Consider the following 21,121-nt stretch of genomic DNA (forward strand, 5'->3'; position numbering starts at 1 on the left):
TATTATACCCCCTCCGCCCTTTGGGCACCTCCCCCTTGCAGGGGAGGAGTTCCTGCGGCATTGGTTCCTCCCCTGCAAGGGGGAGGTGCCCAAAGGGCGGAGGGGGTCTTTCTTATACTGTAAACTAATTACTAAAAAAACAACGTGCCAATTACTTAAGTGATGTGAACATCCGTTTAGCAATTGGCACGTTGGCACATGTAGCGAAGTGCCCTATAGCTACATTATAGCGTTTGTTTCACTTCTATTTCCTGATATGATTCGATAATGTCACCCACCTTAATATCGTGATAGTTTACAAGACTGATACCACATTCATAGTTGGTTGCCACTTCTTTCACATCGTCTTTGAAACGTTTCAGTGCATTAATTGCACCGGTAAAGATAACGATACCATCGCGGATAAGACGTGCTTTGTCCGAACGTTTCACCTTTCCTTCTTTCACCATAGCACCGGCCACGGTACCCACCTTGGTGATGTTGAATACTTCGCGCACTTCGATGGTAGCAGTTACTTCTTCTTTCACTTCCGGAGCAAGCATACCTTCCATCGCCGCTTTCACTTCTTCGATGGCTGCGTAGATTACAGAGTACAAGCGAACATCCACTCCTTCTTGTTCCGCATATCTGCGGGCAGAAGCCGACGGGCGCACCTGGAATCCGATAATAATCGCATCCGAAGCAGCTGCCAATGTAACATCCGATTCTGAGATCTGTCCCACCCCTTTGTGAATTACATTCACCTGGATTTGTTCGGTAGAAAGCTTGATCAACGAGTCGCTCAATGCTTCGATAGAACCGTCCACGTCACCTTTCACAATCACGTTAAGTTCCTTGAAGTTACCCAATGCGATACGACGACCCAATTCATCCAATGTAAGAATCTTCTGAGTACGAAGTCCCTGCTCACGTTGTAACTGTTCGCGTTTGTTCGCTATTTCACGAGCTTCTTGCTCTGTTTCAATCACATGGAAAGTATCACCGGCTGTAGGCGCACCGTTCAAACCTAATAATAATACAGGTTCCGATGGTCCGGCTGATTTGATACGTTGGTTACGTTCGTTGAACATGGCTTTTACACGACCGAAGTGTGTTCCTGCCAATACCACGTCTCCCATATTCAGTGTACCGTTAGATACCAATACGGTTGCCACATAACCACGTCCTTTATCTAATGTAGATTCAATGATAGACCCTGCACCACGACGATCCGGGTTTGCTTTCAGATCGAGCATTTCGGCTTCGAGCAATACTTTCTCCATCAATTCCTTTACACCTAATCCTTGTTTGGCCGAAATATCCTGAGATTGGTATTTACCTCCCCAGTCTTCTACCAGGAAGTTCATATTTGCCAGTTCTTCTTTAATCTTTTCCGGGTTAGCAGTTGGCTTATCTACCTTATTAATAGCAAATACGATAGGAACACCTGCCGCCACTGCGTGGTTGATGGCTTCTTTAGTTTGAGGCATCACGCTATCATCCGCAGCCACAATAATAATGGCGATATCCGTTACTTTCGCACCACGTGCACGCATCGCTGTAAACGCTTCGTGACCCGGTGTATCTAAGAAGGTAATGTGTCTGCCATCTTCCATTTTCACATTATAGGCTCCGATGTGCTGTGTAATACCTCCGGCCTCACCGGCTATTACATTAGCTTTACGAACATAGTCGAGCAACGATGTTTTACCGTGGTCAACGTGTCCCATCACCGTAACAATAGGCGCACGAGGCTGCAAATCTTCCGGTGCATCTTCTTCTTCTACAATGGCTTGTGCTACTTCCGCACTTACGTATTCTGTTTTAAATCCGAATTCTTCGGCTACCAGATTAATGGTTTCGGCATCCAAACGTTGGTTAATAGATACCATCAGCCCGATACTCATACAAGTAGCAATTACCTGATTTACAGAGATGTTCATCATACTTGCCAATTCGTTGGCAGTAACGAACTCGGTAATCTTCAGTGTTCTGCTGTCGGATGCTTCCATATCGTCCAACTCTTGTTGGCGGTTGAAAGCTGATTCGCGTTTCTCTTTACGGTATTTAGCTCCTTTATTTTTCAGACCTTTAGTAGTAAGACGCGCCAGCGTTTCTTTTACTTGCTTAGCTACATCTTCCTCGCTAACCTCCTGCTTAATAACCGGTTTCTTAAAGCGATCTTTGTTATTATTCCGTTTTCCACCGCCTTGTTGATTTCCCGGGCGGTTATTGTTGTTGTTATTGTTATTTCCTCTTTCGCTGTTTGCCACAGGACGAGCAAAATTCGACGCATTGTTAATATCAACTTTCTCTTTGTTGATACGGCTGCGTTTCTTTTTGTTAGCTGCATCACCTTCGGTTCTTGGCTTGTTCGTGCCATCGTCTTTGCGGATTTCCTTGATGATAGCTTCTTTCATCTGCTTCTTCTGATCCTGACGAATCTTGTCTTTCTCTTCCCGTTCTTTACGTTTTTCTTCCTTCGATTTCTTCTTAGGACGTGTAGATTGGTTCAGCGCCGCCAAGTCAATTTGACCTATTACATTAATCTTGGAAACGATTTCGGTAGGACGTATCTTAAATACATCATCTCCTTCCTCCGCCACATCACGACCAGCCTCGGGCTCAGTCGTTTTTTCGATCACTTCTTTTACTACCGGCGCTTCCATAACCTCCGGCTTCACTTCTTCCATTACTTTCTCCAATTCTTTTTCTACTATAACAGGCTCCTTTGTCGGTACCGGCTCAGGTTTTGCCTGTTCCTCCGGCTGAGGAGTTACGATTTCTTTTACTTCTTCAACCACAGGCTTGGGTTCTTCCTTTACTTCCTCTTTCCGGCTTACTACGGGTTCCGGAACGGGCTCTGGTTCCGGAGCCGGTGCAGGTTCCTGTTTTACTACGGGAGTTGGTTCCGGTTCGGCAGCTTTCTCGGGCTTCCGGTTTAAGTTGTCCAAATCAATTTTACCTACCGGTTTAAATTTAGGACGTGCTTCTTCTGGAACAACTGTTTTTATGACGTTGTCGGCCTTGTCTGCTTTATCAACTTTCTCTGCCTTAGGTTTTTCCAGTTCCGGATCATAACCATCAATAGCAACAGACGCTTTATTTCTGTCTTTATTCTGACGTTCCTGAATAAAGCGTTCCGATTCCATTTTAAGGTTTTTGTCCTTGCTAAACTCTTTCACAAGAATAGCATACTGTTCTTCGGTAATTTTCGTATTAGGACTAGCCTCAATGGTATGCCCTTTCTTTTGCAGAAACTCAACTACCGTTGATATTCCTACATTCAAATCTCTAGTTACTTTGTTTAACCTAATCGTCATAATTACTTTTTAATAGTTAACAGTTGACAGTTGATAGTTGACTATTATTTCTCCAATAACGTTCCTCTATAAATGTCTTTCCCTCACTGAATCCCAAAAAGCGACAATATTATTCAATTGTACAATCTTGATTTTTCACTATCAACTGTCAACTGTCAACTGTCAGCTTCCGATGTTACTCTTCAAATTCAGCTTTCAAAATACGTAGTACCTCGTCGATGGTTTCTTCTTCCAAGTCTGCCTTTTCAATCAGCATTTCACGAGGTGCATTTAATACCGATTTAGCCGTATCGAGGCCAATCGCTTTAATGGCGTTGATCACCCATTCATCTATTTCATCATTAAATTCATCCAAGTAGATGTCTTCGTCCATTGCACTTTCATCTAATTCGCGGAATACATCGATGGTGTATTCGGTCAACATACTGGCAAGTTTGATGTTCATACCGCCCTTACCAATGGCGAGTGATACTTCTTCCGGGCGAAGGAATACTTCTGCTTTGCGCTCTTCTTCGTTCAAACGAATGGAAGAGATTTTAGCCGGACTCAACGCACGTTGTATAAACAGCGAAGTATTAGCTGTATAGTTTATTACATCGATATTTTCATTCCGAAGCTCGCGAACGATACCGTGTATACGGCTACCCTTCACACCCACACAGGCACCAACGGGGTCGATTCTGTCATCGTAAGATTCTACCGCAATCTTGGCACGTTCGCCGGGGATACGGGCAATTCTTTTGATGGTAATCAGTCCGTCGTTAATTTCCGGAACTTCCATTTCGAACAGACGTTGTAGGAACACCGGCGAGGTGCGCGACAGGATGATCTTCGGATTGTTGTTTTTATTGTCCACGCGGGCTACTACCGCACGTGCAGTTTCTCCTTTGCGATAGAAGTCGCTCGGTATCTGCTCGGTTTTGGGCAATAACAATTCATTTCCTTCATCATCCAGCAAAAGCATTTCTTTTTTCCATATCTGGTATACTTCTGCATTAATAATGGTTCCTACCTTATCTATATATTTATTATAAATACTATCTTTTTCGAGCTCAAGAATCTTAGAGGCCAGCGTTTGACGCAAGTTCAAGATGGCGCGACGACCAAAATCGGCAAAATGTACTTCATCGGTCACCTCTTCGCCTACTTCGAAAGAAGCATCAATCTTCTGCGCTTCGGTCAGTGATATCTCCAGGTTCGGATCTTCCAGGTCTTCATCTGCCACAACCTCCCGGTTCCGCCATATTTCGAAGTCTCCTTTATCCGGATTCACAATCACATCATAATTTTCATCTGTGCCAAACATTTTAGTGATAACACTACGGAACGACTCTTCGAGCACGCTTACCATCGTAGTTCTATCAATATTCTTCAGTTCTTTAAATTCTGAAAATGTATCTATCAAGCTGATAGTTTCCTCTTTCTTGGCCATAATTATTTAAAACTAATTAAGTATTTGGTGTATTTTATTTGATCATAAGTAAAGGTTTCGTCCACTTCTACAAGTTTCGGACGTTTGGCTCCTTCTTCTTTTACTTTCTTCTGCACAGCTACCACAAACTTATCTTCGTCGACATCTTTCAGTATGCCTGTCAGTTTCCGACCGTCATTTGTCATAACCTCTACATCATTGTCTATATGGTTATAATATTGCTGTAAGACCTTAAACGGCTGTCCGATTCCTGCCGAACCTACTTCCAGTTCATAATCGGCCTCTTCTCTGTTTAGTTTGGATTCGATGTAACGACTCAATTCTACGCAATCTTCAATCCATACGCCTTCGGCGTGATCTATCTCTACCACAATCCGATCACCGGGGTAAACAGCTGCGTCTACCAGAAAATAGTTTTTCCCATTAAGCCATTCTTCTACAATAGCTTTAACAATGTTTTTTTCTATCATTTACTAACTATATAAGAACAAAAAAAGAGGCTTGATTGCCCCTCCTCCTTCATCCATTTCGGCGACAAAGATACTAAATAATATATGGATACACAAAATAATAAGAAAAAAAATATATGGGTACCATAAAAGCATACCATCAAGTACTCCATCTGGTTTTACTTATACCATGCTACGGTTTGCTTTCCGGTGGTGTAGAGTTCGTAGATTTTATTCTCCGGGAGAGGAATTCAATAAAGCACTTGGATAGCCTCCATCTTTCCTTGACTCCCAACTTTGATGGCTTCCATCCCTGCATCTATCTTGCCATAGAGTCCATCCATGGTTATGTATTGGCACTTATCTTCGCATCTAACACTACGTTTCAGTGTGTTTTGGCTGCACTATTGCCTTTACTTTGCTTGGAGGCCGAATTATACTGCCAGTTGGCATTGGCGGTTACAGTGTCTATAACTAAGAACTTAAGTATCCGGCAATTACCTAACAATCGACCAAAGATTGAGTCTGTTAAAACATTCTCCCAATCTAAATTGTTATCTTTGCAAAGATTTAAAAAAAGTTGTTATGAAGAAACATTTTTCAAGAATAATGTTGGTTACCACATTATTAGTTGCATTTACAGGAATAGCTAATGCTCAAAACATGAAAGTAAAAGAAGAACGCGAAAAGATGCTTGCTCCCTATCCACAAGCTAAAGAAGGAATGGTGAGGTATGTGATCTTTCTGAAAGAGAAAGCCAATGAAGAGAACTTCAAAGTAGAAATCGTTCCCGGAAAAGTGATGAATGTAGATTGCAATCATCATACACTAATGGGTAAAATAGAGGCTAAAGATGTGCAGGGATGGGGATATACGTATTACGAATTTACCTCGAACGGCCAAACCCGCTCTACCATGATGGCTTGCAACAAACCGAAAGAGGATCGATTTATTTCAGGAGAATCAAAATTGATTCGGTATAACAGTAAGCTACCGATTGTGCTTTATGCTCCGGCAGGGTATGAATTGAAATACAAGATTTGGAAAGTAGCGAAAACGCATACGGCTACAAATGAGTAAAATTCAGTCACCGCATAGTTGTAGTACATACATGTTATCTCTTCTTATGCCGGTTTTTGCCACGGCCGCGGCAACGTTTTGTCACGGCCGTGGCCAGATCTTGTCACGGCCGCGGCAAAATCTCGTTACGGCCGTAGTAGAATCTTGTTACGGCCGTTCAAAATCTTGCTAAAGCAATATAGAAATTTACCGCAGGGAAAATTTGTTCAACGAAGATTGGGTAAAATTGGTTAGTTGATGTTATCTTTGTTTCATTAATAGAAAGCACATGGCACATCATTTAAGTACAAACAAGCAATTTATGATTGGTAATGGTATTCTGGCTTTTGCCGTCATCTTTATAGTAGTCATTTTCATCTATATGAGTTTGAGAATTGCCCGGGAAAAACAACTCGAAAAGACTTATGTGGAAAATTATACCATTAGCTTAACTAAAGGCTTCGCAGGAGAGTCTGTATCTGTTTATGTAAACGATAGTTTATTATGGAATCAGCTAATAACCGAAGAACCTGTGGTATTGGAGGTAAACCGATTTGCCGATCATAGCGCAGTTATGATTGTTAATAATGAGACCGAAATCATGTCTACTTTCGATTTAAGTGAAAAAGGAGGCAACTATTCTTTTATAAAGGATGAGGATGGAATTAAACAATTAGGACAATCGCGTTAAACTTCTGTTTTGTATTCTTTCAGTTTCTTTCGGAGTGCAAGCGATTTACCGTCGGTATATTGATTCAGCAATGCCCAAAATCGTTCACTGTGATTCATCTCAAGCGTATGTGTTAATTCATGTAGCAATACATAATCAATAAGATGTGCAGGCAATAGCATCAAATAGCAGGAGAGATTGATGTTTTTCTTACCTGAACAACTTCCCCACTGCCCCTTACTAGCATTTATCTTCACGTTTCCATAAAAGAGACCATGTTGGTTGGCAAGCATATAGAGGCGGGAGGGGAGAACAACTTTTGCATTACGTTTCAAGCCTTCTTCTATTACTTTGCGCAACCAAGACTGAAGGCGCTCTTCCTCAAAATTAGCAGTAGGCGGACAGACTATTTGCATCTTTCCCAGTTCGGAGTGAGCCAAGAACTCATTTCTTTCTCCACTAACAAGTGTCAGCTTAAAGAATTCGGTATTTATTTGATAACTCAGGTCTATTTGCTTTCTCGCAACCTGTTTCCGGGAAGCAGAAAGTTCACTTCGTAATTCTTCTATCACCTCGTTCAGCTCCTCCTGGGTGGCCCCCAACGGAACTGTGACATAAATAGCATCTTCTTTTGTTCGGAATATAAAACGCTGTGCTCTGGGATTCAGGCGAATTATTAAACGTCCCAGCTCTTTATCTTCTATTATGGCTTCTCTCATTGTTGCTTCTAAAAGATTACAAACATACAAAAAAAGGCTACTGTTCACACAGTAACCCTTTCTATTTAGTTAGTTTTAATAGAAATTTAAGAGAGTCAAAGCTTCACAGCTTCAAAACGTTTAATTAAGCACACTAACTACTATTTAAAGCAAATGAAAAATTTTATTCTTGCAAATTAATTATTCTCTACCGATCTATGGGCTTTTCTATGTCCTTAGACTGTAAGCTATCCATTTGAGTAACTTCGGAATTGCCAATCTTTTCTGTCAGTACATTCACTGGGGGAATGCCTTGTTTCTCGGCTACTTCCACTTCATTGGGTGTACTAAGACAGGTGTCATTGGTTCCTACCAATACGTCATCTACAAAAAAGGTGCGCTGCACGGCATTACTTAAACCCAGAACCAAAGTCACAATAGCTACAGCTTTCAATAAAGGGGTGAAACGACTTACCAAAGTCAATCGTTTGGCTTTCACTGTTTTCGGTTCTATTTGAGCAAGAACCCTTTGTTCAAACCCTTCACCGACTCCCACCTCTTGCTGAACAGCCTGATAGATAAATACATCCCTGTAATGCAACAGAGCAGGCGGCACATCCTCCGAAGTAAAAAACGAACGTAACTCAGCTTCCTCTTCCGATGAGGTTTCACACAGCCAATAACGTTCCAATAGTTCTTCTACATGCTTATAATCCATATTTATCTATCTCATTATACCTTTGTTTCACTTTTTGTCTGGCTCTAAAGAGGTTCACTTTTACTTGCTCTTCCGACAAACTCAGAATATCAGCAATTTCTTTATAGCTTTTCCCTTCTACATCGCGCAATTGCATAATTAATCGCTGCTTTTCCGGAAGTTCATTCATCAACCTGTCAATAAGAATAAGCTTCTCTTTTTCCACCATCTTATCATAAGGATCGGGCACCGAGAATATATTCTCCATATCATTGTCTAAGCGCAAATTTTGAAATTCTTTCTTTTGCGTACGATCAATGGCCAGATTCTTTACAACAGTCAAGCAATATGCTTCCAAAGACTCTAATTCATTCAACTCCCCACGTTTATTCCAAATGCGGATCATAGTATCCTGCACAATATCCTCTGCTTCCGAACGATCAAAGGTAATGCGATATGCCAATCTGAAAAGCTTATCTTTCAGGGGCAATACATCTCTTCGAAAGTTGAGCTCTTGCATCTCTATTAGGATTGACGGGTGAGTAATTGAAAAGTTACAGTAGTGTGCTTTCTTTTTAAACTATTTTTTGATTCGGGTACCTCCGGCACCACGAATGGCAGAAGCTAAAGTGATGATTACTTCGGATACACCCGCTTGAAGTGCCTCAAAAGAATTCTCCAATTTGGGGATCATCCCTCCCTGAATAATGCCTTGCTGTACGTATTCGGCAAAATCAGCTTGCGTTAATAAAGGAATTACGCTATCATCATCATTTTCATCTCGCAATACTCCTTTCTTCTCAAAGCAGAAGACGAGTGTTACATCAAAATCATTGGCAAGGGCTTTGGCGGTTTCTCCCGCAATGGTATCGGCATTTGTATTCAGCAGGCTGCCTTCTCCGTCATGAGTAAGAGGAGCCATCACCGGGATCACACCTTTACGAATTAAATCAACGAGAATAGCCGTATCCACTTTCTGTACGTCTCCTACAAAACCATAGTCAATGTCTTTCACAGGACGCTTAACAGAACGAATGACATCCATATCAGCTCCTGTTAATCCTAACGCATTTACCTTACGGGCTTGTAATCCGGCTACAATGTTTTTGTTTACTAAGCCTCCATATACCATGGTGACTACTTTAAGGGTTTCTTCATCGGTGATCCGACGCCCATTTACCATTTTGCTTTCAATACCGAGCTGGGATGCTATTTTTGTAGCAGATCGCCCTCCACCATGTACAAGTACTTTGTATCCTTCGATGGCAGAGAAATCATCTAATAATTGTTTTAAGGAGGATTCTTCTTCTACAATTTTCCCACCCACTTTAATTACGGTTAGTTTTTCTCTCATAATTCTATATTATCTATGTACTTAGACACGGATAACGCAGATTGCACGGATTAAAATCACGGATTATTTTTCATGTATTTCATCCGTATATTAAAATCCGTGCAATCCGCGCCATCCGTGGCTAAAATTAAAACGATTACTCTAAATACGTATATCCATACAATCCCGAGCGATAATTCGAAAGGAATTCTTTCCCCTCCTCTACCGAGATCTTTCCTTCTTTCACCGATTTAGTTACCCATGTTTCGAGTGTACGTACCAATTTCTTCGGATTATACTGTACATAATCCAATACCTCGGCAACCGTTTCTCCATCAATGATTTGCTCTATATTGTATCCCTTCTCATTGACGGAAACATGCACCGCATTGGTATCACCAAATAAGTTATGCATATCTCCCAGAATTTCCTGATAGGCACCTACCAGAAATACCCCCATGAAATAAGGCTCCTTATTCTTCAAAGAATGAACAGGAAGGTAATGTGATACATTCTTCGTAGAAATGAAGTTTGCTATTTTTCCATCCGAGTCGCAGGTAATATCTTGCAAAGTCGCACTGCGATCAGGACGTTCATCCAACCGCTGTATCGGCATAATGGGAAAGATCTGGTCGATAGCCCATGAGTCCGGCAAAGATTGGAAAAGGGAGAAGTTACAGAAATATTTATCTGCCAGCAACTTAGATAAACCACGAAACTCATCGGGTGCATGCTTCAAGCCCGAAGCAATCTGATTAATTTCTCTTGTAATAGACCAGTACAAGCGTTCTATCTGTGCGCGGGTTTTCAGGTCTACGATTCCGTGACTGAACAAATCAAGTCCTTCTTCACGAATTTGCTGGGCATCGTGCCATGCTTCCAGCATTTTGTTTTGATTCAACGAATCCCAGATAGCATAAAGCTCACGTACTAATTCGTGATCGTCTTCACTCACCTGTTCGTCGTCATCCCATTCGGGTAATGTAGTGGTTTCCAGCACTTCGAATATGAGCACAGAATGATGAGCAGTAAGAGCCCGTCCACTCTCGGTAATGATATTGGGGTGAGGAATATCGTTTTTATCACTTGCATCGACTAACGTGGAAATAGAGTCATTCACATACTCCTGTATGGAGTAGTTAACACTGCTCTGGCTGCTTGAGGAGCGGGTACCATCATAATCGACACCCAATCCACCGCCAATGTCCACAAATTCAACTTTAAAGCCCAGCGAATGTAGCTGCACATAAAATTGAGAAGCTTCACGTAAAGCTGTTTTTATACGACGTATTTTCGTTACCTGGCTACCAATATGGAAGTGAATTAGCTTCAGACAGTCTTTCATATCTTTCTTTTCGAGAAAGTCCAAGGCCTCCAACAACTCGCTGGAAGACAAGCCAAACTTACTGGCGTCGCCTCCTGAATCTTCCCATTTACCGCTTCCCGAAGAAGCCAGCTTAATACGAATACCTATATTAGGACGTACATTCAATTGCTTGGCCATTTTGGCAATCAATCGCAGCTCATTGAGTTTCTCAACTACGAGGAAGATTCGCTTACCCATTTTCTGGGCTAAAAGAGCTAATTCAATGTAGCTTTCATCTTTATAGCCATTACAGATAATCAGAGAATCAGAATCCGTATTAACAGCAATAACCGCATGAAGTTCGGGCTTAGAACCGGCCTCAAGACCTAAATTGAACTTTTTTCCATGGCTGATAATTTCCTCTACCACGGGGCGCATCTGATTCACCTTGATAGGATAGATAATAAAGTTTTGGGCTTTATATCCATATTCTTCCGCGGCTTTCTGAAAACAAAGAGCTGTTTTCTCAATTCTGTTATCCAGAATGTCCGGGAAACGCAATAACATAGGCAAAGCTACATCTCTTAGTTGCAACTCGTCAACAAGTTCTTTCAAGTCGACGGCTACTCCATTTTTGCGAGGGGTAACTACTACATGTCCTTGATCATTAATACCGAAATACGAGGTACCCCAACCTGTGATGTTGTATAGTTCCTCCGAATCTTCAATACGCCATTTTCTCATTTCTTCTAATACACTGCTTTTAGTATAAATAATGCGGCAAAAATACTTATTAATCTATAAATATACTACATTTGCCTTTATTATTCAACTTTTAGAACTACAGAACGAAAGAATATGCAGAAAGAAAGCGCTAATTTTCAGTTTGAGAAAGATATTCGTTGGGAATATCCATCCGAGGGAGTCAGCCGACAAATTATGGCTTACAATGATGAGCTTATGCTTGTGAAAGTTAAATTCGAAACCGGTGCCGTAGGTTCACCTCACACACATCCGCATACACAAGCCACTTACGTAGCCAGCGGAATATTTGAATTTACCACTGATGGCGAAACACAAATTGTAAAAGCCGGAGACGGTGTTTATATGAAGCCTAATGTAGAACATGGCTGCAAATGTATAGAGGCAGGGGTTCTGATTGATACATTTGCGCCGATGAGGGAAGATTTTTTATGAAATAGACTTGGCAGAGCAAGATGAGATAATATGTCTATTTTACCTCATCTTCTTTCCAGTTATAATCCAGTTCTGCTTCGCGTTGCAATGCAGCTGCTACTATTTGATTAGTGCGTTCTATTACATCTTTCTTTATTAACGTAGTACTTACTCCAGGGGTATATGGAAAGTAAATCACCTCTTTACCTGGCTGAGACTTCATCCACTCTAATCCCTCAAGATATTTATTAATCCAATCATCTCCGATGGTAACAACATCGATTCCCTCTTGTTGCAGTTGAGCCACTTCTGTCAGCTTTACTTGCTTCACGGCTTTTGTCACACACTTTAAAGAGGCCACAATACGAAATCTTTGTTCAAATGGAATAATCGGCTTCATTCCTTTGTACTCCTCTATCAGTTCATCTGTGCTAACTCCTACAATTAGTTCATCTCCTAAAGCAGCAGATTTCTCTAATATGTTTAAATGCCCTACATGAAACAAATCAAAACTACCGGATGTAAACACCCTTACCTTCTTCCTCTCCATATTTTTATTTATTTAGATTCTCAATCTGTTTAATTTGTTCGGCTAAATAATCCAAATCGGAATATGACTGCACACCGGAATGAGATACTCTAAAATACCCCGGAGTACCTCCAGGCATGATATAGATGTTTTGTTTCAACAATTCAGTAAACAAAATATCACTATTACGACGGACAAAAAAGCCGGTTATACAGTTTGATGGCACTTCGGCCGGAACTTCCCAATTATTTTGTTTGCACAGTTTTCTAAAATATAGAGCCTTTTCTCTTACCAAAGATTTAATCTTATCTGTTCCGAGCTGCATATCCTTCTTCAACTGATGATGCAACTGCAAGAAAAGGGTGGTTGCCGGGCTGTAAGGTGTTTGTCCTCTTTGCAAATTTTTTAGATTCTCTTCAAAATCAAAGTAATAGCTGTTATGAAGAAAGTCTTGTTTACAAATCTCTTCTGAAAGTACAATAAAGGAAAGCCCCGGAGGAATATTCAAGCCTTTCTGACTGCTAATAATACAAATACCAATACCCATTTCATCCATATCCAGATCATCTGTCAGAAAGGAGCTAATCGCATCAACAACTAAGGTAACGTTATATTTTCGGCAAATTTCAGAAATGGTAGTTAGATTAAACAACTGCCCGGAAGATGTTTCATGGTGTTGACATAGTAATACCTCGGGTCGGTGCTTTTCTATTTCTTGTTCCAACAAGCTGTAATCAATATCTTTTGCAAATGGTACCTCAAATACTGTATTAGGACAGTTGTAGTAATCGCATAAATCCTTCCAACGATAGCCAAATGAACCACCTGCTATAATAAATGCACTCTTTTTTGCACAAACAAAATTAGTAACAACTGCATCCATTGCCCCTGTCCCTGATGCAGTAAGAGGAATCACTCTCCCTTGTTTACAATTAATCAGTTCCAGCAGCATTCGTTCCGAGTCCTTAACTATTTCGGAGAACATTGCTGTACGCATATAAGGAATTTGTTGTGCTCCAATCTGAAGAATTTCTTCTTCTATATTTCCGGGAAAAACGTATAGTTTCATATTTATCTTTTTATTCTACCAAATTTCTTTATACTTGTGTATTGCCTCCATAAATTAAGTTTTCGCTTAGGAGGCACCCCATTATGCCGAATATATGCTCGTGCAGCTTCAAGCATTCTTTTACACACATTACCATCCAAGTAAGGATCGTAATTTTCTACAATCCATTGTCTTTTTGCTATACTATCTTTATCTGTTTGAACTAACTCGAATGCCTCAGGCAGTTCTGATAGATCTTTTATATCCGTCCAATAAATATCTTTTGCAATAGTACGATAAGTTATAACCGGCTTATTCAACAGTAAGAATTCATAAACAGTAGAAGAAGTATCACTTATCATCACATCGGCCATCAACTGATATTTCGTCACATTAAAATCATCTACCCAAATGATGTTTTCTTCTTGCGCTGCTAATGACTTATACTCCTCTATCCATTCTGATTTAGTTAGCGGATGAAATTTAAGCAAAAGCAAGATATTCTTTTCTCTTACCAGTTTTATTAACGCTTCCTTTATGTGAGGTAAAGACGTGAGAGAGGGTGAAAACGTTGGGGCATACAATACTAATTTGTCTCTTTGATGTTTAGTTAACAGTGCAGCTTTTTCCTCATCGAAATCGTGCAGGTGTTTCTTAATCCAATCTTGTTTAGTCCACCCTGTTTCAACAACATCAAAATCTTTATATGCTTTAGATAGTTCGACAAACTTCTTTGTGAAATAAGGCCCTTGAGTAAGGTAAAGGTCAAAGTAACGTCTGATAATAAAATGATCTTTTTTCTCGGCAGCATAACCATGAAACACTTGTACCTTCACCCCCGGCAGATAATAAGGAACAATATTCCCGGGAACATAAATCACATCTGGTGAGAAGTTATATGTTTCTTGTATAGAATTTGTATATTCAACTTCCGCTCTTAAAGGAAATTCGGGTATCTTTTCTTTATGAACATACCACAAAACTTGTTCTCCTTCAAGAACAGCTTGTTGATATAATGGATATAATATGTCAACCGCATATTTATTTTCACAAAAAAGCACTATCTTCATCTTAGAACTTGAGGTTATATTTTACTTTATGCTTTTTAGAGAAGCGCTTCCAGAATTTCTTCCGATAGGCAAATATCTTTTCTCTACAAAAGTCTTCATCTGCATTACGAGCTTTTGCATATTCTTTAGCTAATAGTTCAAAAAAGGCAGGCTGCCCCCATAAGCGGGCAAAATTAGCACATCCTTCTTCAATACTTACTTGCTTAAAACTCATTCGGTTAATATCTACCAGACAAAAGTGATATTTATCATCTATCTTATCAAACAGGATATTTCCGGGAGAATAATCGTGATGCAAAACATTTGCCTCATGCATCCGAGCTGTAAAATTAGCAAAAGCTACCACCACATCCGTAAAATCTTCTACTTTTGCATTTCCAAACTGATAAAAATTATATCGATAGGAGGATTGAATACTAATAAAATAAGAATAATGAATCAAGCCCAGTTTACTCTCCTGAATGTACGCTACTGGTTCAGGAGTTTCTATCCCGGCGCTCAATAGCATGGATGGATAAATAAAAGCTCTTTCTCCCTTTGGCTTACGGAAAAAAGTATATATAACCCGATTAAAAAGGTTGGGTACTTTATACCTTTTTACATTCAGGTCTAAATCACTGATTATTATTCGCTTAATCAGATTACGTCCTCCATAAACAACTTCGCCTTCCGACTCAAAGATTCGGGGTATATCTTGTATTTCTTTAATATAGGAAGTATATTTTGGGTTTATCTCAAATTTCATTTAGTTATTGAGTTAGTTCAAACAACAAACAAAAGTACATATTAAAATAATAACCTCCTATAGCAATTAGGAAAGATCAGGAGCTACGCATGCAAATTTAGCAATTCACTTTCCGCCTGCGCCACTGCTTTCTTCACATAATACCCTTCAGAAAGTCTTTGACTGATCTTCGTTACATTTTGCTTCATTTCATTGTAGCGTTCGGTAGTCATACCTGCAAGTATTTCATCCAGTTCGGTCAACGATTCAATAACAAATCCGATATCTTCCTTTACTATAAATGAAGCCATAGCAGCTTCCTTCCAGATAATAACAGGTAAATGGCATCGTATATACAGAGATATTTTGTGTGGAGAGTTATGTTTGAGATAAACTCCGAAATTGCCCGAACAAGTATCCAAAGAATCTCCATCCCAAACTAATCCAAAATCACCTAACAAAGAAGATATTAAATCATTACCGGCACAAAAGCCTTTGTATACAAAATGAGGATTTTTCGCCTCTTGTTCACCTGGCACGAAGCCCCCTCCATATAAGTGAAAATCATATTTATTTATAAAAGGAGACATTTCATATAAAAAAGCATTCTTGCGCTTGCTTAAAGCACCAATATAGTTTATCACGTATGGTTCGCTTGAAGCTTCTGGTTTATTACCTGTCTGATTACATCCCGGCGACAAATAATCAAATATTTCCAATACTCCTATCTGGCCTTTATAGCCATGTTGTTGCAGCCATACTCGCATTTTCGGATTTTGTGCAATGATGTAATCTGAGTGATTTAAACGTTCAATTTCCTTTTCAATCGTTAATTTCTTTCTACGAAAAGTACCCAAGTCATGTATCAAGGTTACCACTTTTACATCTTTCAGATGGGCAAGAGAAGATACAAAACTAAAATATTTCTTCATAGGATATTGCAACAGCAAAATACCCCCCTGCGGCATACAAAAAACCACTTTTAAAACTCCTATAAAGTTCTTTGCAAAATCGATTATTTTGTTTGAATAGAGAGTTGGTTTCAAACCAACATTTTCAAATCCAACAGCTTGAATAGCTGTTTCAATATCTATTTTAGCCTTATTACCAGCAGAATTTACTCCTTTATAATTCCTTGAGATATAAACTCTTCTCATTATCCCTTGTTTAATAAATATTTCAATAATTTATAGGGAGATTTCACTATAAACAGTACACCCATCATAAACAACACCAAATAGAATTCCGGAAATTCCCTATAATAATACCAAAGAATTTCATACGATTTTTCTGTATCAAATAAATATCGTTTATTTGGATAAATCAAATAACGGAAAAAACGTCTTTTAAAGCGCCATAATGTATACCTACGATCTTCCTTATATACTTTTTCTGAGAGATAGCCATTTCGGACAAAATCTAACATAATCTTATAATAATTCTCAATATGTACTTTAAAATAATTATACCCTCCACGACTTTTCCCAGCCATAACTTCACTGGCTAAGTACTGAAACGGAAATATAATTGCCTTCTTTTTACAACTGACAATTTTGTAAATCCATTCTTCTTGTTGGAGCAAATAAGAAACATAACGATCTTTTTGTTCCATCCTTTCAAAGTCTGAACGCCAACAGCCAAAATTGCTAATCCAAGTAACAGTGTAAGATACTCTCTGAATAAATTCATCTAACGAATTACATTCCAACAATTCTTCTGTTCGATATTTCTTTTTTACTTTATTAAAGAAAAACAAAGAAGCATGTGAATTTTGATACTCCCGAACTGCTTGCTTCATAAAAAACAATTTTCCTTTGCCAAAATAAGTATAATCATTCAACAATTTCAGATATTCCCCCTTACCATAGCTTAATACCTGTTGAAAATTCCGATTACCAATATCTATCTCATTTTTATAATAATATATATTTGAATAGGTACTCATAAATGACTCAACAACACTCTGTGTCTCATCATCTGAATTATTATCCGAGATAATCAATTCCACTTCTTTATCAAATGCCGGATCCTGAACAATATGCTCAATTGTATCCTTTAACACATGTGCTCGATTGTAGGTTGGGATACAAATAGATAAAAGTATTTTTGAATTAGTGTTTTCCATTATATAGTACAGTCTAAAGTTTGCATATTTATAACTTCTTTAATTTTGCTTATTATATCACTCGGCGCTATTGAATAAAGACACACATAATCCTTCCTCCAACACGGCTTCTGTCCAAATACAGAACATGGTCTACAGTTTAAATTGGTTTGTATTGCATTTCTTGAAGATTGACCCCACCCCATAAAACCTGCATAAGGATGTGTAGCTCCCCACACAGAAACTACAGGAGTATTTACCATAGAGGCAAAATGCATATTGGCCGAATCCATCGACAACATCACATCAAGATAACTCATTAAAAGCAGCTCTTTGTTTAAGTTCATTTTACCGGCTAAAGATACAATTCCCGGATACTTTTCTATCCATTGGTCGAATACCTCCTGTTCTTTTTTCCCTCCCCCAAAAAGGAATATCTTATATTGACTTTTTCCTGCAAAATAAGCTATTACCTGTTCTTGCAAATTCATTGGATAGACTTTCCCTTTGTGTTTAGCAAAAGGGGCAATTCCAATCCACTTTATTCCATTTTCCTTAATTCCGGTAATTGGTTCTATAAGATCAAAATCTCTCTCTCTATTTTGATATATGGATGTAAAATCCGGTTGAACAGGTAAACCCAATCTTGAGAAAACATCTATGTATCGCTCAAAAGAGCTTTTCTGCTGCTTTAATGTTTTATTGTATCGGCGTACAAGCTTTCGTTTTCCGCTTCTTCCTTTTCTTATATGCTCTACCGGAATACCCGAAAGTTTAAATCGAAAACGAAGGTATTGAGTACGTAACACATCATGCAGATCTGCTACATAGTTAAACTTCATTTGCTTTAGCCGTTTATACAACCTTGTCATCCCGACAACTCCCTTATAGTCTGATAATTCAATGCCTAAAAATGATACATTTTTAGGCATTTGTTCAAATAAGGGTTGCATAAATGGTCTACTAAGTACCGTAATCTGGTGTTGTGGGTATTGTGCGGCCAACGAACTGATCACAGGAACAGTCATCGCCACATCTCCTATTGCAGAAAAACGAATAACAAGTATTTTGGCCATTAATTATTTCTTGCCATAAAGCACCGGATTCAAGGCCGGATCATTATACATTTTCATTTGCTTGTATACCTTCATGTATTTTTTGCCTGCTTCAATATCGGCAAGAAGCTGATCAATAGCTTCGGAAAGGTCTACCCTCTGCTCAAGAAGAATTCTTAACTTTTCCTGGCATTGCTTCAGATGCTCTTCGGTAGTATCTGTTCGCTTCACTTCTTGCTCCATGTGGTAGATTTTAAGAGCCAGAATAGAAAGGCGGTCTACAGCCCATGCCGGACTTTCTGTATTGATTGTTGCATCGGGGGCAACTGCCACATTTTTATATTTATCGAGGAAATAACTATCTATAAGTTCCACCAAGTCTGTACGATCCTGATTAGATTTATCTATTTTGCGTTTCAGCACCAAGGCTGCTTCCGGATCTATTTGTGGATCACGGATAATATCCTCGTAATGCCATTGCACTGCATCAATCCAATTTTTCAAATACAAATAGTATTCTATTGTTTTCAGTTCATACGGGTTATTCATAGGGGCATCTACACTATCTGTTACATGGTAATCTAAAACAGATTTTTGGAAGATCTCATTGCATAAGCTAGTAAATGTCATGGTTCTAAATTATTGTTAATAAAAACAAAGCTATATATTAATTCTCAGATAAACAACCTTTTCTATATACTTCTTCTATTTTGTTTTTCCACTTCTGCCAAATTCAGGGCATGTTCCACAGTATCATCCATATCAAAGTAGGCATATTGCGCCAGCCTTCCTCCAAATAAAACAGTTGACTGCTGAGCTGCCAGTTCTTTATACTGCTTAACCAGCTTGGTATTGGCCTCATCATTAATGGGATAATAGGGCTCTTTCCCTGGTGCATAATCGTCCGGATACTCGCGTGTAATAATAGTAGTGGGCTGTGTACCAAATTCAAAATGCTTATGCTCGATAATACGGGTAAAGGGCACTTCTCTTTCTGTATAATTAACCACTGCATTTCCCTGATAATTATCAATATCCAAATGTTCGTGTTCGAAACGAAGACTCCGATATTCCAAACGCCCGAAACAGAAGTCGAAATATTCGTCGATACAGCCTGTGAACAACACTTTATCAGCCATTTCATCGAGTTCTTTTCGATGTTCAAAGTAGTTCACATTTAAACGAACTTCTGCATTCTTTAGCAAATTATTTATCAACAGATTATATCCACCTTTGGGTATGCCTTGATAAGAATCATTAAAGTAGTTATTGTCGTACATAAAACGAAAAGGTATACGCTTTATGATAAATGCAGGTAGCTTGGTAGCTTCTCTGCCCCATTGTTTTTCTGTATATCCTTTTATAAAATATTCATATATATCTTTTCCACAAAGCTTTAATGCCTGTTCCTCCATATTAGCAGGGGTTTCTATATCGGCATAAGCACCCCGCTGCTCTTCAATACGTGCTTTAGCTTCAGCAGGAGTATTCACCCCCCATAATTGTTTGAAGGTGTTCATGTTAAAAGGTAAATTGTAAAGGTTACCTTTATAATGAGCCAACGGAGAGTTGGTGTATCTATTAAATTCTACAAAACTATTTAAGTAATCCCATACTTCTTTATTGTCTGTATGCATAATATGAGCACCATATTTATGCATCCGAATATCGGCTTTTTCTTCGCAATAGATGTTCCCTCCAATATGATCTCTTTTTTCTACCACCAAACATCTTTTACCAGCCAAATGCATTTGCTCCGCAAAGACTGCACCAAATAAACCTGCCCCCACAATTAAATAATCATACTCTTTCTTTTTCATCGGATCTATTATATACTAAGTTAAACTCCTATCATTTCGCAAAGTGTTTGAACCGATTCTTTAATCTGCCAATGATTATCCAGCTTCGACGCATTAAAAACATATTGCGCCCGGGAATAATAGCAAGACCGCTCATTCAACTTCTCTACAATAAATGCATATAATTCTTCGTCTTTCTTACCCTGCAAAATGGGGCGTGCTTGAGTAGCTACACGCAAACGTCTGAAAAGAACATCCGGATGAACATCCAAGTAGATCGTCATTCCATGTTGATTCATAAATTCCATATTATCAAAAAAGCAAGGAGTGCCCCCACCGGTAGAGATAATTGCATCTTCGATAGCACCTACTTCGTGCAAAATATTCCTTTCGAGTTCGCGGAAGCCTTGCTCTCCTTTTTCCTTGAAGAGTTCGGATACGGTTTTATGGTAACGTTCTTCGATGTACCAATCCAGATCGATGAACGATAATCCACATTCTTTGGCAAAGGCTTTTCCTAATGTGGTCTTCCCTGCCCCCATATAACCAAGTAAAAAGATACGAGTCATGGTGCAAATATACAAAATATTAGAAGAGGTTCTTTATGTGATGTAGATTTTACACATTGAAGCTAACGCATTTTATAGGTCGCAACATGGCTGTATTTGCT

The 21,121-nt window shown here is 39.1% G+C and carries 21 protein-coding genes; 3 read left to right on the forward strand and 18 right to left on the reverse strand.

Going from position 1 to position 21,121, the window contains the following annotated elements; translation table 11 throughout:
- Nucleotides 1-224: 224 nt before the first annotated feature.
- The 3 genes from infB to rimP all read right to left on the reverse strand — a co-directional run bounded on the left by infB (nt 225) and on the right by rimP (nt 5,204).
- Nucleotides 225-3,302 carry a translation initiation factor IF-2 gene (gene infB / locus D0T60_RS03300; RefSeq protein WP_163216723.1) on the reverse strand — a complete coding sequence of 1,026 codons (3,078 nt, stop codon included), beginning with the start codon at nt 3,300-3,302 and terminating at the stop codon, nt 225-227.
- A 175-nt stretch (nt 3,303-3,477) separates the two neighbouring features.
- Nucleotides 3,478-4,734 (reverse strand): transcription termination factor NusA, encoded by a 1,257-nt coding sequence (gene nusA, locus D0T60_RS03305; protein ID WP_163216724.1) that lies wholly within the window; start codon nt 4,732-4,734, stop codon nt 3,478-3,480.
- A 2-nt stretch (nt 4,735-4,736) separates the two neighbouring features.
- Entirely contained in the window at nt 4,737-5,204 is a 468-nt protein-coding gene (rimP, locus tag D0T60_RS03310; protein WP_163216725.1) for a ribosome assembly cofactor RimP, read from the reverse strand.
- A 564-nt stretch (nt 5,205-5,768) separates the two neighbouring features.
- On the opposite strand from rimP, the gene eco reads away from it, so the two are divergent.
- Together eco and D0T60_RS03320 are read left to right on the forward strand one after the other, a co-directional pair.
- Nucleotides 5,769-6,263, forward strand: a complete 495-nt coding sequence (eco, locus tag D0T60_RS03315) for a serine protease inhibitor ecotin (RefSeq protein WP_163216726.1) — start codon at nt 5,769-5,771, stop codon at nt 6,261-6,263.
- 268 nt (nt 6,264-6,531) lie between these two features.
- Complete coding sequence (locus D0T60_RS03320) at nt 6,532-6,933, forward strand: hypothetical protein (protein WP_163216727.1); 402 nt, start codon at nt 6,532-6,534, stop codon at nt 6,931-6,933.
- Here the strand turns inward: D0T60_RS03320 and D0T60_RS03325 are convergent.
- The 5 genes from D0T60_RS03325 to speA form a co-directional block, all read right to left on the reverse strand.
- Entirely contained in the window at nt 6,930-7,631 is a 702-nt protein-coding gene (locus tag D0T60_RS03325; protein WP_163216728.1) for a SprT family zinc-dependent metalloprotease, read from the reverse strand. The two genes, D0T60_RS03320 and D0T60_RS03325, sit on opposite strands and share 4 nt — an antisense overlap.
- 187 nt (nt 7,632-7,818) lie before the next feature.
- Nucleotides 7,819-8,328: a hypothetical protein gene (locus D0T60_RS03330; RefSeq protein ID WP_163216729.1), complete on the reverse strand. Its 510-nt coding sequence runs from the start codon at nt 8,326-8,328 to the stop codon at nt 7,819-7,821.
- Nucleotides 8,318-8,827: an RNA polymerase sigma factor gene (locus tag D0T60_RS03335; protein ID WP_163216730.1), complete on the reverse strand. Its 510-nt coding sequence runs from the start codon at nt 8,825-8,827 to the stop codon at nt 8,318-8,320. The genes D0T60_RS03330 and D0T60_RS03335 overlap by 11 nt, the downstream gene beginning before the upstream one ends.
- 60 nt (nt 8,828-8,887) lie before the next feature.
- Nucleotides 8,888-9,661 carry an acetylglutamate kinase gene (gene argB, locus D0T60_RS03340; protein ID WP_163216731.1) on the reverse strand — a complete coding sequence of 258 codons (774 nt, stop codon included), beginning with the start codon at nt 9,659-9,661 and terminating at the stop codon, nt 8,888-8,890.
- Nucleotides 9,662-9,797: 136 nt separating this feature from the next.
- On the reverse strand, nt 9,798-11,690 hold the full coding sequence (gene speA, locus D0T60_RS03345; RefSeq protein ID WP_163216732.1) for a biosynthetic arginine decarboxylase: 1,893 nt from the start codon (nt 11,688-11,690) through the stop codon (nt 9,798-9,800).
- A 114-nt stretch (nt 11,691-11,804) separates the two neighbouring features.
- On the opposite strand from speA, the gene D0T60_RS03350 reads away from it, so the two are divergent.
- On the forward strand, nt 11,805-12,143 hold the full coding sequence (locus D0T60_RS03350) for a cupin domain-containing protein (protein ID WP_163216733.1): 339 nt from the start codon (nt 11,805-11,807) through the stop codon (nt 12,141-12,143).
- A 34-nt stretch (nt 12,144-12,177) separates the two neighbouring features.
- On the opposite strand, the gene D0T60_RS03355 is transcribed toward D0T60_RS03350, so the two are convergent.
- The 10 genes from D0T60_RS03355 to D0T60_RS03400 all read right to left on the reverse strand — a co-directional run bounded on the left by D0T60_RS03355 (nt 12,178) and on the right by D0T60_RS03400 (nt 21,020).
- A complete protein-coding gene (locus D0T60_RS03355; protein WP_163216734.1) occupies nt 12,178-12,672 on the reverse strand; it encodes an adenylyltransferase/cytidyltransferase family protein in 495 nt (164 codons plus the stop codon).
- Nucleotides 12,673-12,676: 4 nt separating this feature from the next.
- Nucleotides 12,677-13,720 carry an alanine--glyoxylate aminotransferase family protein gene (locus D0T60_RS03360; protein WP_163216735.1) on the reverse strand — a complete coding sequence of 348 codons (1,044 nt, stop codon included), beginning with the start codon at nt 13,718-13,720 and terminating at the stop codon, nt 12,677-12,679.
- Nucleotides 13,721-13,722: 2 nt separating this feature from the next.
- A complete protein-coding gene (locus tag D0T60_RS03365) occupies nt 13,723-14,769 on the reverse strand; it encodes a CDP-glycerol glycerophosphotransferase family protein (protein ID WP_163216736.1) in 1,047 nt (348 codons plus the stop codon).
- 1 nt (nt 14,770) lies between these two features.
- Nucleotides 14,771-15,514 (reverse strand): lipopolysaccharide kinase InaA family protein, encoded by a 744-nt coding sequence (locus tag D0T60_RS03370; RefSeq protein ID WP_163216737.1) that lies wholly within the window; start codon nt 15,512-15,514, stop codon nt 14,771-14,773.
- 83 nt (nt 15,515-15,597) lie between these two features.
- Complete coding sequence (locus D0T60_RS03375) at nt 15,598-16,650, reverse strand: galactofuranosyltransferase (RefSeq protein WP_163216738.1); 1,053 nt, start codon at nt 16,648-16,650, stop codon at nt 15,598-15,600.
- Complete coding sequence (locus tag D0T60_RS03380; RefSeq protein WP_163216739.1) at nt 16,650-17,618, reverse strand: glycosyltransferase family 2 protein; 969 nt, start codon at nt 17,616-17,618, stop codon at nt 16,650-16,652. The genes D0T60_RS03375 and D0T60_RS03380 overlap by 1 nt, the downstream gene beginning before the upstream one ends.
- Nucleotides 17,618-18,673: a glycosyltransferase family 9 protein gene (locus tag D0T60_RS03385; protein WP_163216740.1), complete on the reverse strand. Its 1,056-nt coding sequence runs from the start codon at nt 18,671-18,673 to the stop codon at nt 17,618-17,620. Before D0T60_RS03385 ends, D0T60_RS03380 begins: the two co-directional genes overlap by 1 nt.
- Nucleotides 18,674-18,676: 3 nt before the next feature.
- Nucleotides 18,677-19,282, reverse strand: coding sequence for a DUF4254 domain-containing protein (locus D0T60_RS03390; RefSeq protein ID WP_163216741.1), 606 nt, complete (start codon nt 19,280-19,282; stop codon nt 18,677-18,679).
- Nucleotides 19,283-19,344: 62 nt separating this feature from the next.
- Nucleotides 19,345-20,472 (reverse strand): UDP-galactopyranose mutase, encoded by a 1,128-nt coding sequence (gene glf / locus D0T60_RS03395; RefSeq protein ID WP_163216742.1) that lies wholly within the window; start codon nt 20,470-20,472, stop codon nt 19,345-19,347.
- Nucleotides 20,473-20,492: 20 nt separating this feature from the next.
- The gene (locus tag D0T60_RS03400; protein WP_163216743.1) at nt 20,493-21,020 is read right to left on the reverse strand and encodes a shikimate kinase; all 528 of its coding nucleotides are present in this window, start codon (nt 21,018-21,020) and stop codon (nt 20,493-20,495) included.
- Nucleotides 21,021-21,121 lie beyond the last annotated feature (101 nt).

The sequence above is a fragment of the Bacteroides sp. 224 genome, assembly GCF_010500995.1.
In the GTDB taxonomy this organism is placed as follows: Bacteria; Bacteroidota; Bacteroidia; order Bacteroidales; family Bacteroidaceae; genus Bacteroides.

What these genes read in the sequence shown, in the direction of transcription:
- infB (WP_163216723.1), bottom strand. Translation starts at nt 3,302, where the DNA reads ATGACGATTAGGTTAAACAAAGTAACTAGAGATTTGAATGTAGGAATA.
- nusA (WP_163216724.1), bottom strand. Translation starts at nt 4,734, where the DNA reads ATGGCCAAGAAAGAGGAAACTATCAGCTTGATAGATACATTTTCAGAA.
- rimP (WP_163216725.1), bottom strand. Translation starts at nt 5,204, where the DNA reads ATGATAGAAAAAAACATTGTTAAAGCTATTGTAGAAGAATGGCTTAAT.
- eco (WP_163216726.1), top strand. Translation starts at nt 5,769, where the DNA reads ATGAAGAAACATTTTTCAAGAATAATGTTGGTTACCACATTATTAGTT.
- D0T60_RS03320 (WP_163216727.1), top strand. Translation starts at nt 6,532, where the DNA reads ATGGCACATCATTTAAGTACAAACAAGCAATTTATGATTGGTAATGGT.
- D0T60_RS03325 (WP_163216728.1), bottom strand. Translation starts at nt 7,631, where the DNA reads ATGAGAGAAGCCATAATAGAAGATAAAGAGCTGGGACGTTTAATAATT.
- D0T60_RS03330 (WP_163216729.1), bottom strand. Translation starts at nt 8,328, where the DNA reads ATGGATTATAAGCATGTAGAAGAACTATTGGAACGTTATTGGCTGTGT.
- D0T60_RS03335 (WP_163216730.1), bottom strand. Translation starts at nt 8,827, where the DNA reads ATGCAAGAGCTCAACTTTCGAAGAGATGTATTGCCCCTGAAAGATAAG.
- argB (WP_163216731.1), bottom strand. Translation starts at nt 9,661, where the DNA reads ATGAGAGAAAAACTAACCGTAATTAAAGTGGGTGGGAAAATTGTAGAA.
- speA (WP_163216732.1), bottom strand. Translation starts at nt 11,690, where the DNA reads ATGAGAAAATGGCGTATTGAAGATTCGGAGGAACTATACAACATCACA.
- D0T60_RS03350 (WP_163216733.1), top strand. Translation starts at nt 11,805, where the DNA reads ATGCAGAAAGAAAGCGCTAATTTTCAGTTTGAGAAAGATATTCGTTGG.
- D0T60_RS03355 (WP_163216734.1), bottom strand. Translation starts at nt 12,672, where the DNA reads ATGGAGAGGAAGAAGGTAAGGGTGTTTACATCCGGTAGTTTTGATTTG.
- D0T60_RS03360 (WP_163216735.1), bottom strand. Translation starts at nt 13,720, where the DNA reads ATGAAACTATACGTTTTTCCCGGAAATATAGAAGAAGAAATTCTTCAG.
- D0T60_RS03365 (WP_163216736.1), bottom strand. Translation starts at nt 14,769, where the DNA reads ATGAAGATAGTGCTTTTTTGTGAAAATAAATATGCGGTTGACATATTA.
- D0T60_RS03370 (WP_163216737.1), bottom strand. Translation starts at nt 15,514, where the DNA reads ATGAAATTTGAGATAAACCCAAAATATACTTCCTATATTAAAGAAATA.
- D0T60_RS03375 (WP_163216738.1), bottom strand. Translation starts at nt 16,650, where the DNA reads ATGAGAAGAGTTTATATCTCAAGGAATTATAAAGGAGTAAATTCTGCT.
- D0T60_RS03380 (WP_163216739.1), bottom strand. Translation starts at nt 17,618, where the DNA reads ATGGAAAACACTAATTCAAAAATACTTTTATCTATTTGTATCCCAACC.
- D0T60_RS03385 (WP_163216740.1), bottom strand. Translation starts at nt 18,673, where the DNA reads ATGGCCAAAATACTTGTTATTCGTTTTTCTGCAATAGGAGATGTGGCG.
- D0T60_RS03390 (WP_163216741.1), bottom strand. Translation starts at nt 19,282, where the DNA reads ATGACATTTACTAGCTTATGCAATGAGATCTTCCAAAAATCTGTTTTA.
- glf (WP_163216742.1), bottom strand. Translation starts at nt 20,472, where the DNA reads ATGAAAAAGAAAGAGTATGATTATTTAATTGTGGGGGCAGGTTTATTT.
- D0T60_RS03400 (WP_163216743.1), bottom strand. Translation starts at nt 21,020, where the DNA reads ATGACTCGTATCTTTTTACTTGGTTATATGGGGGCAGGGAAGACCACA.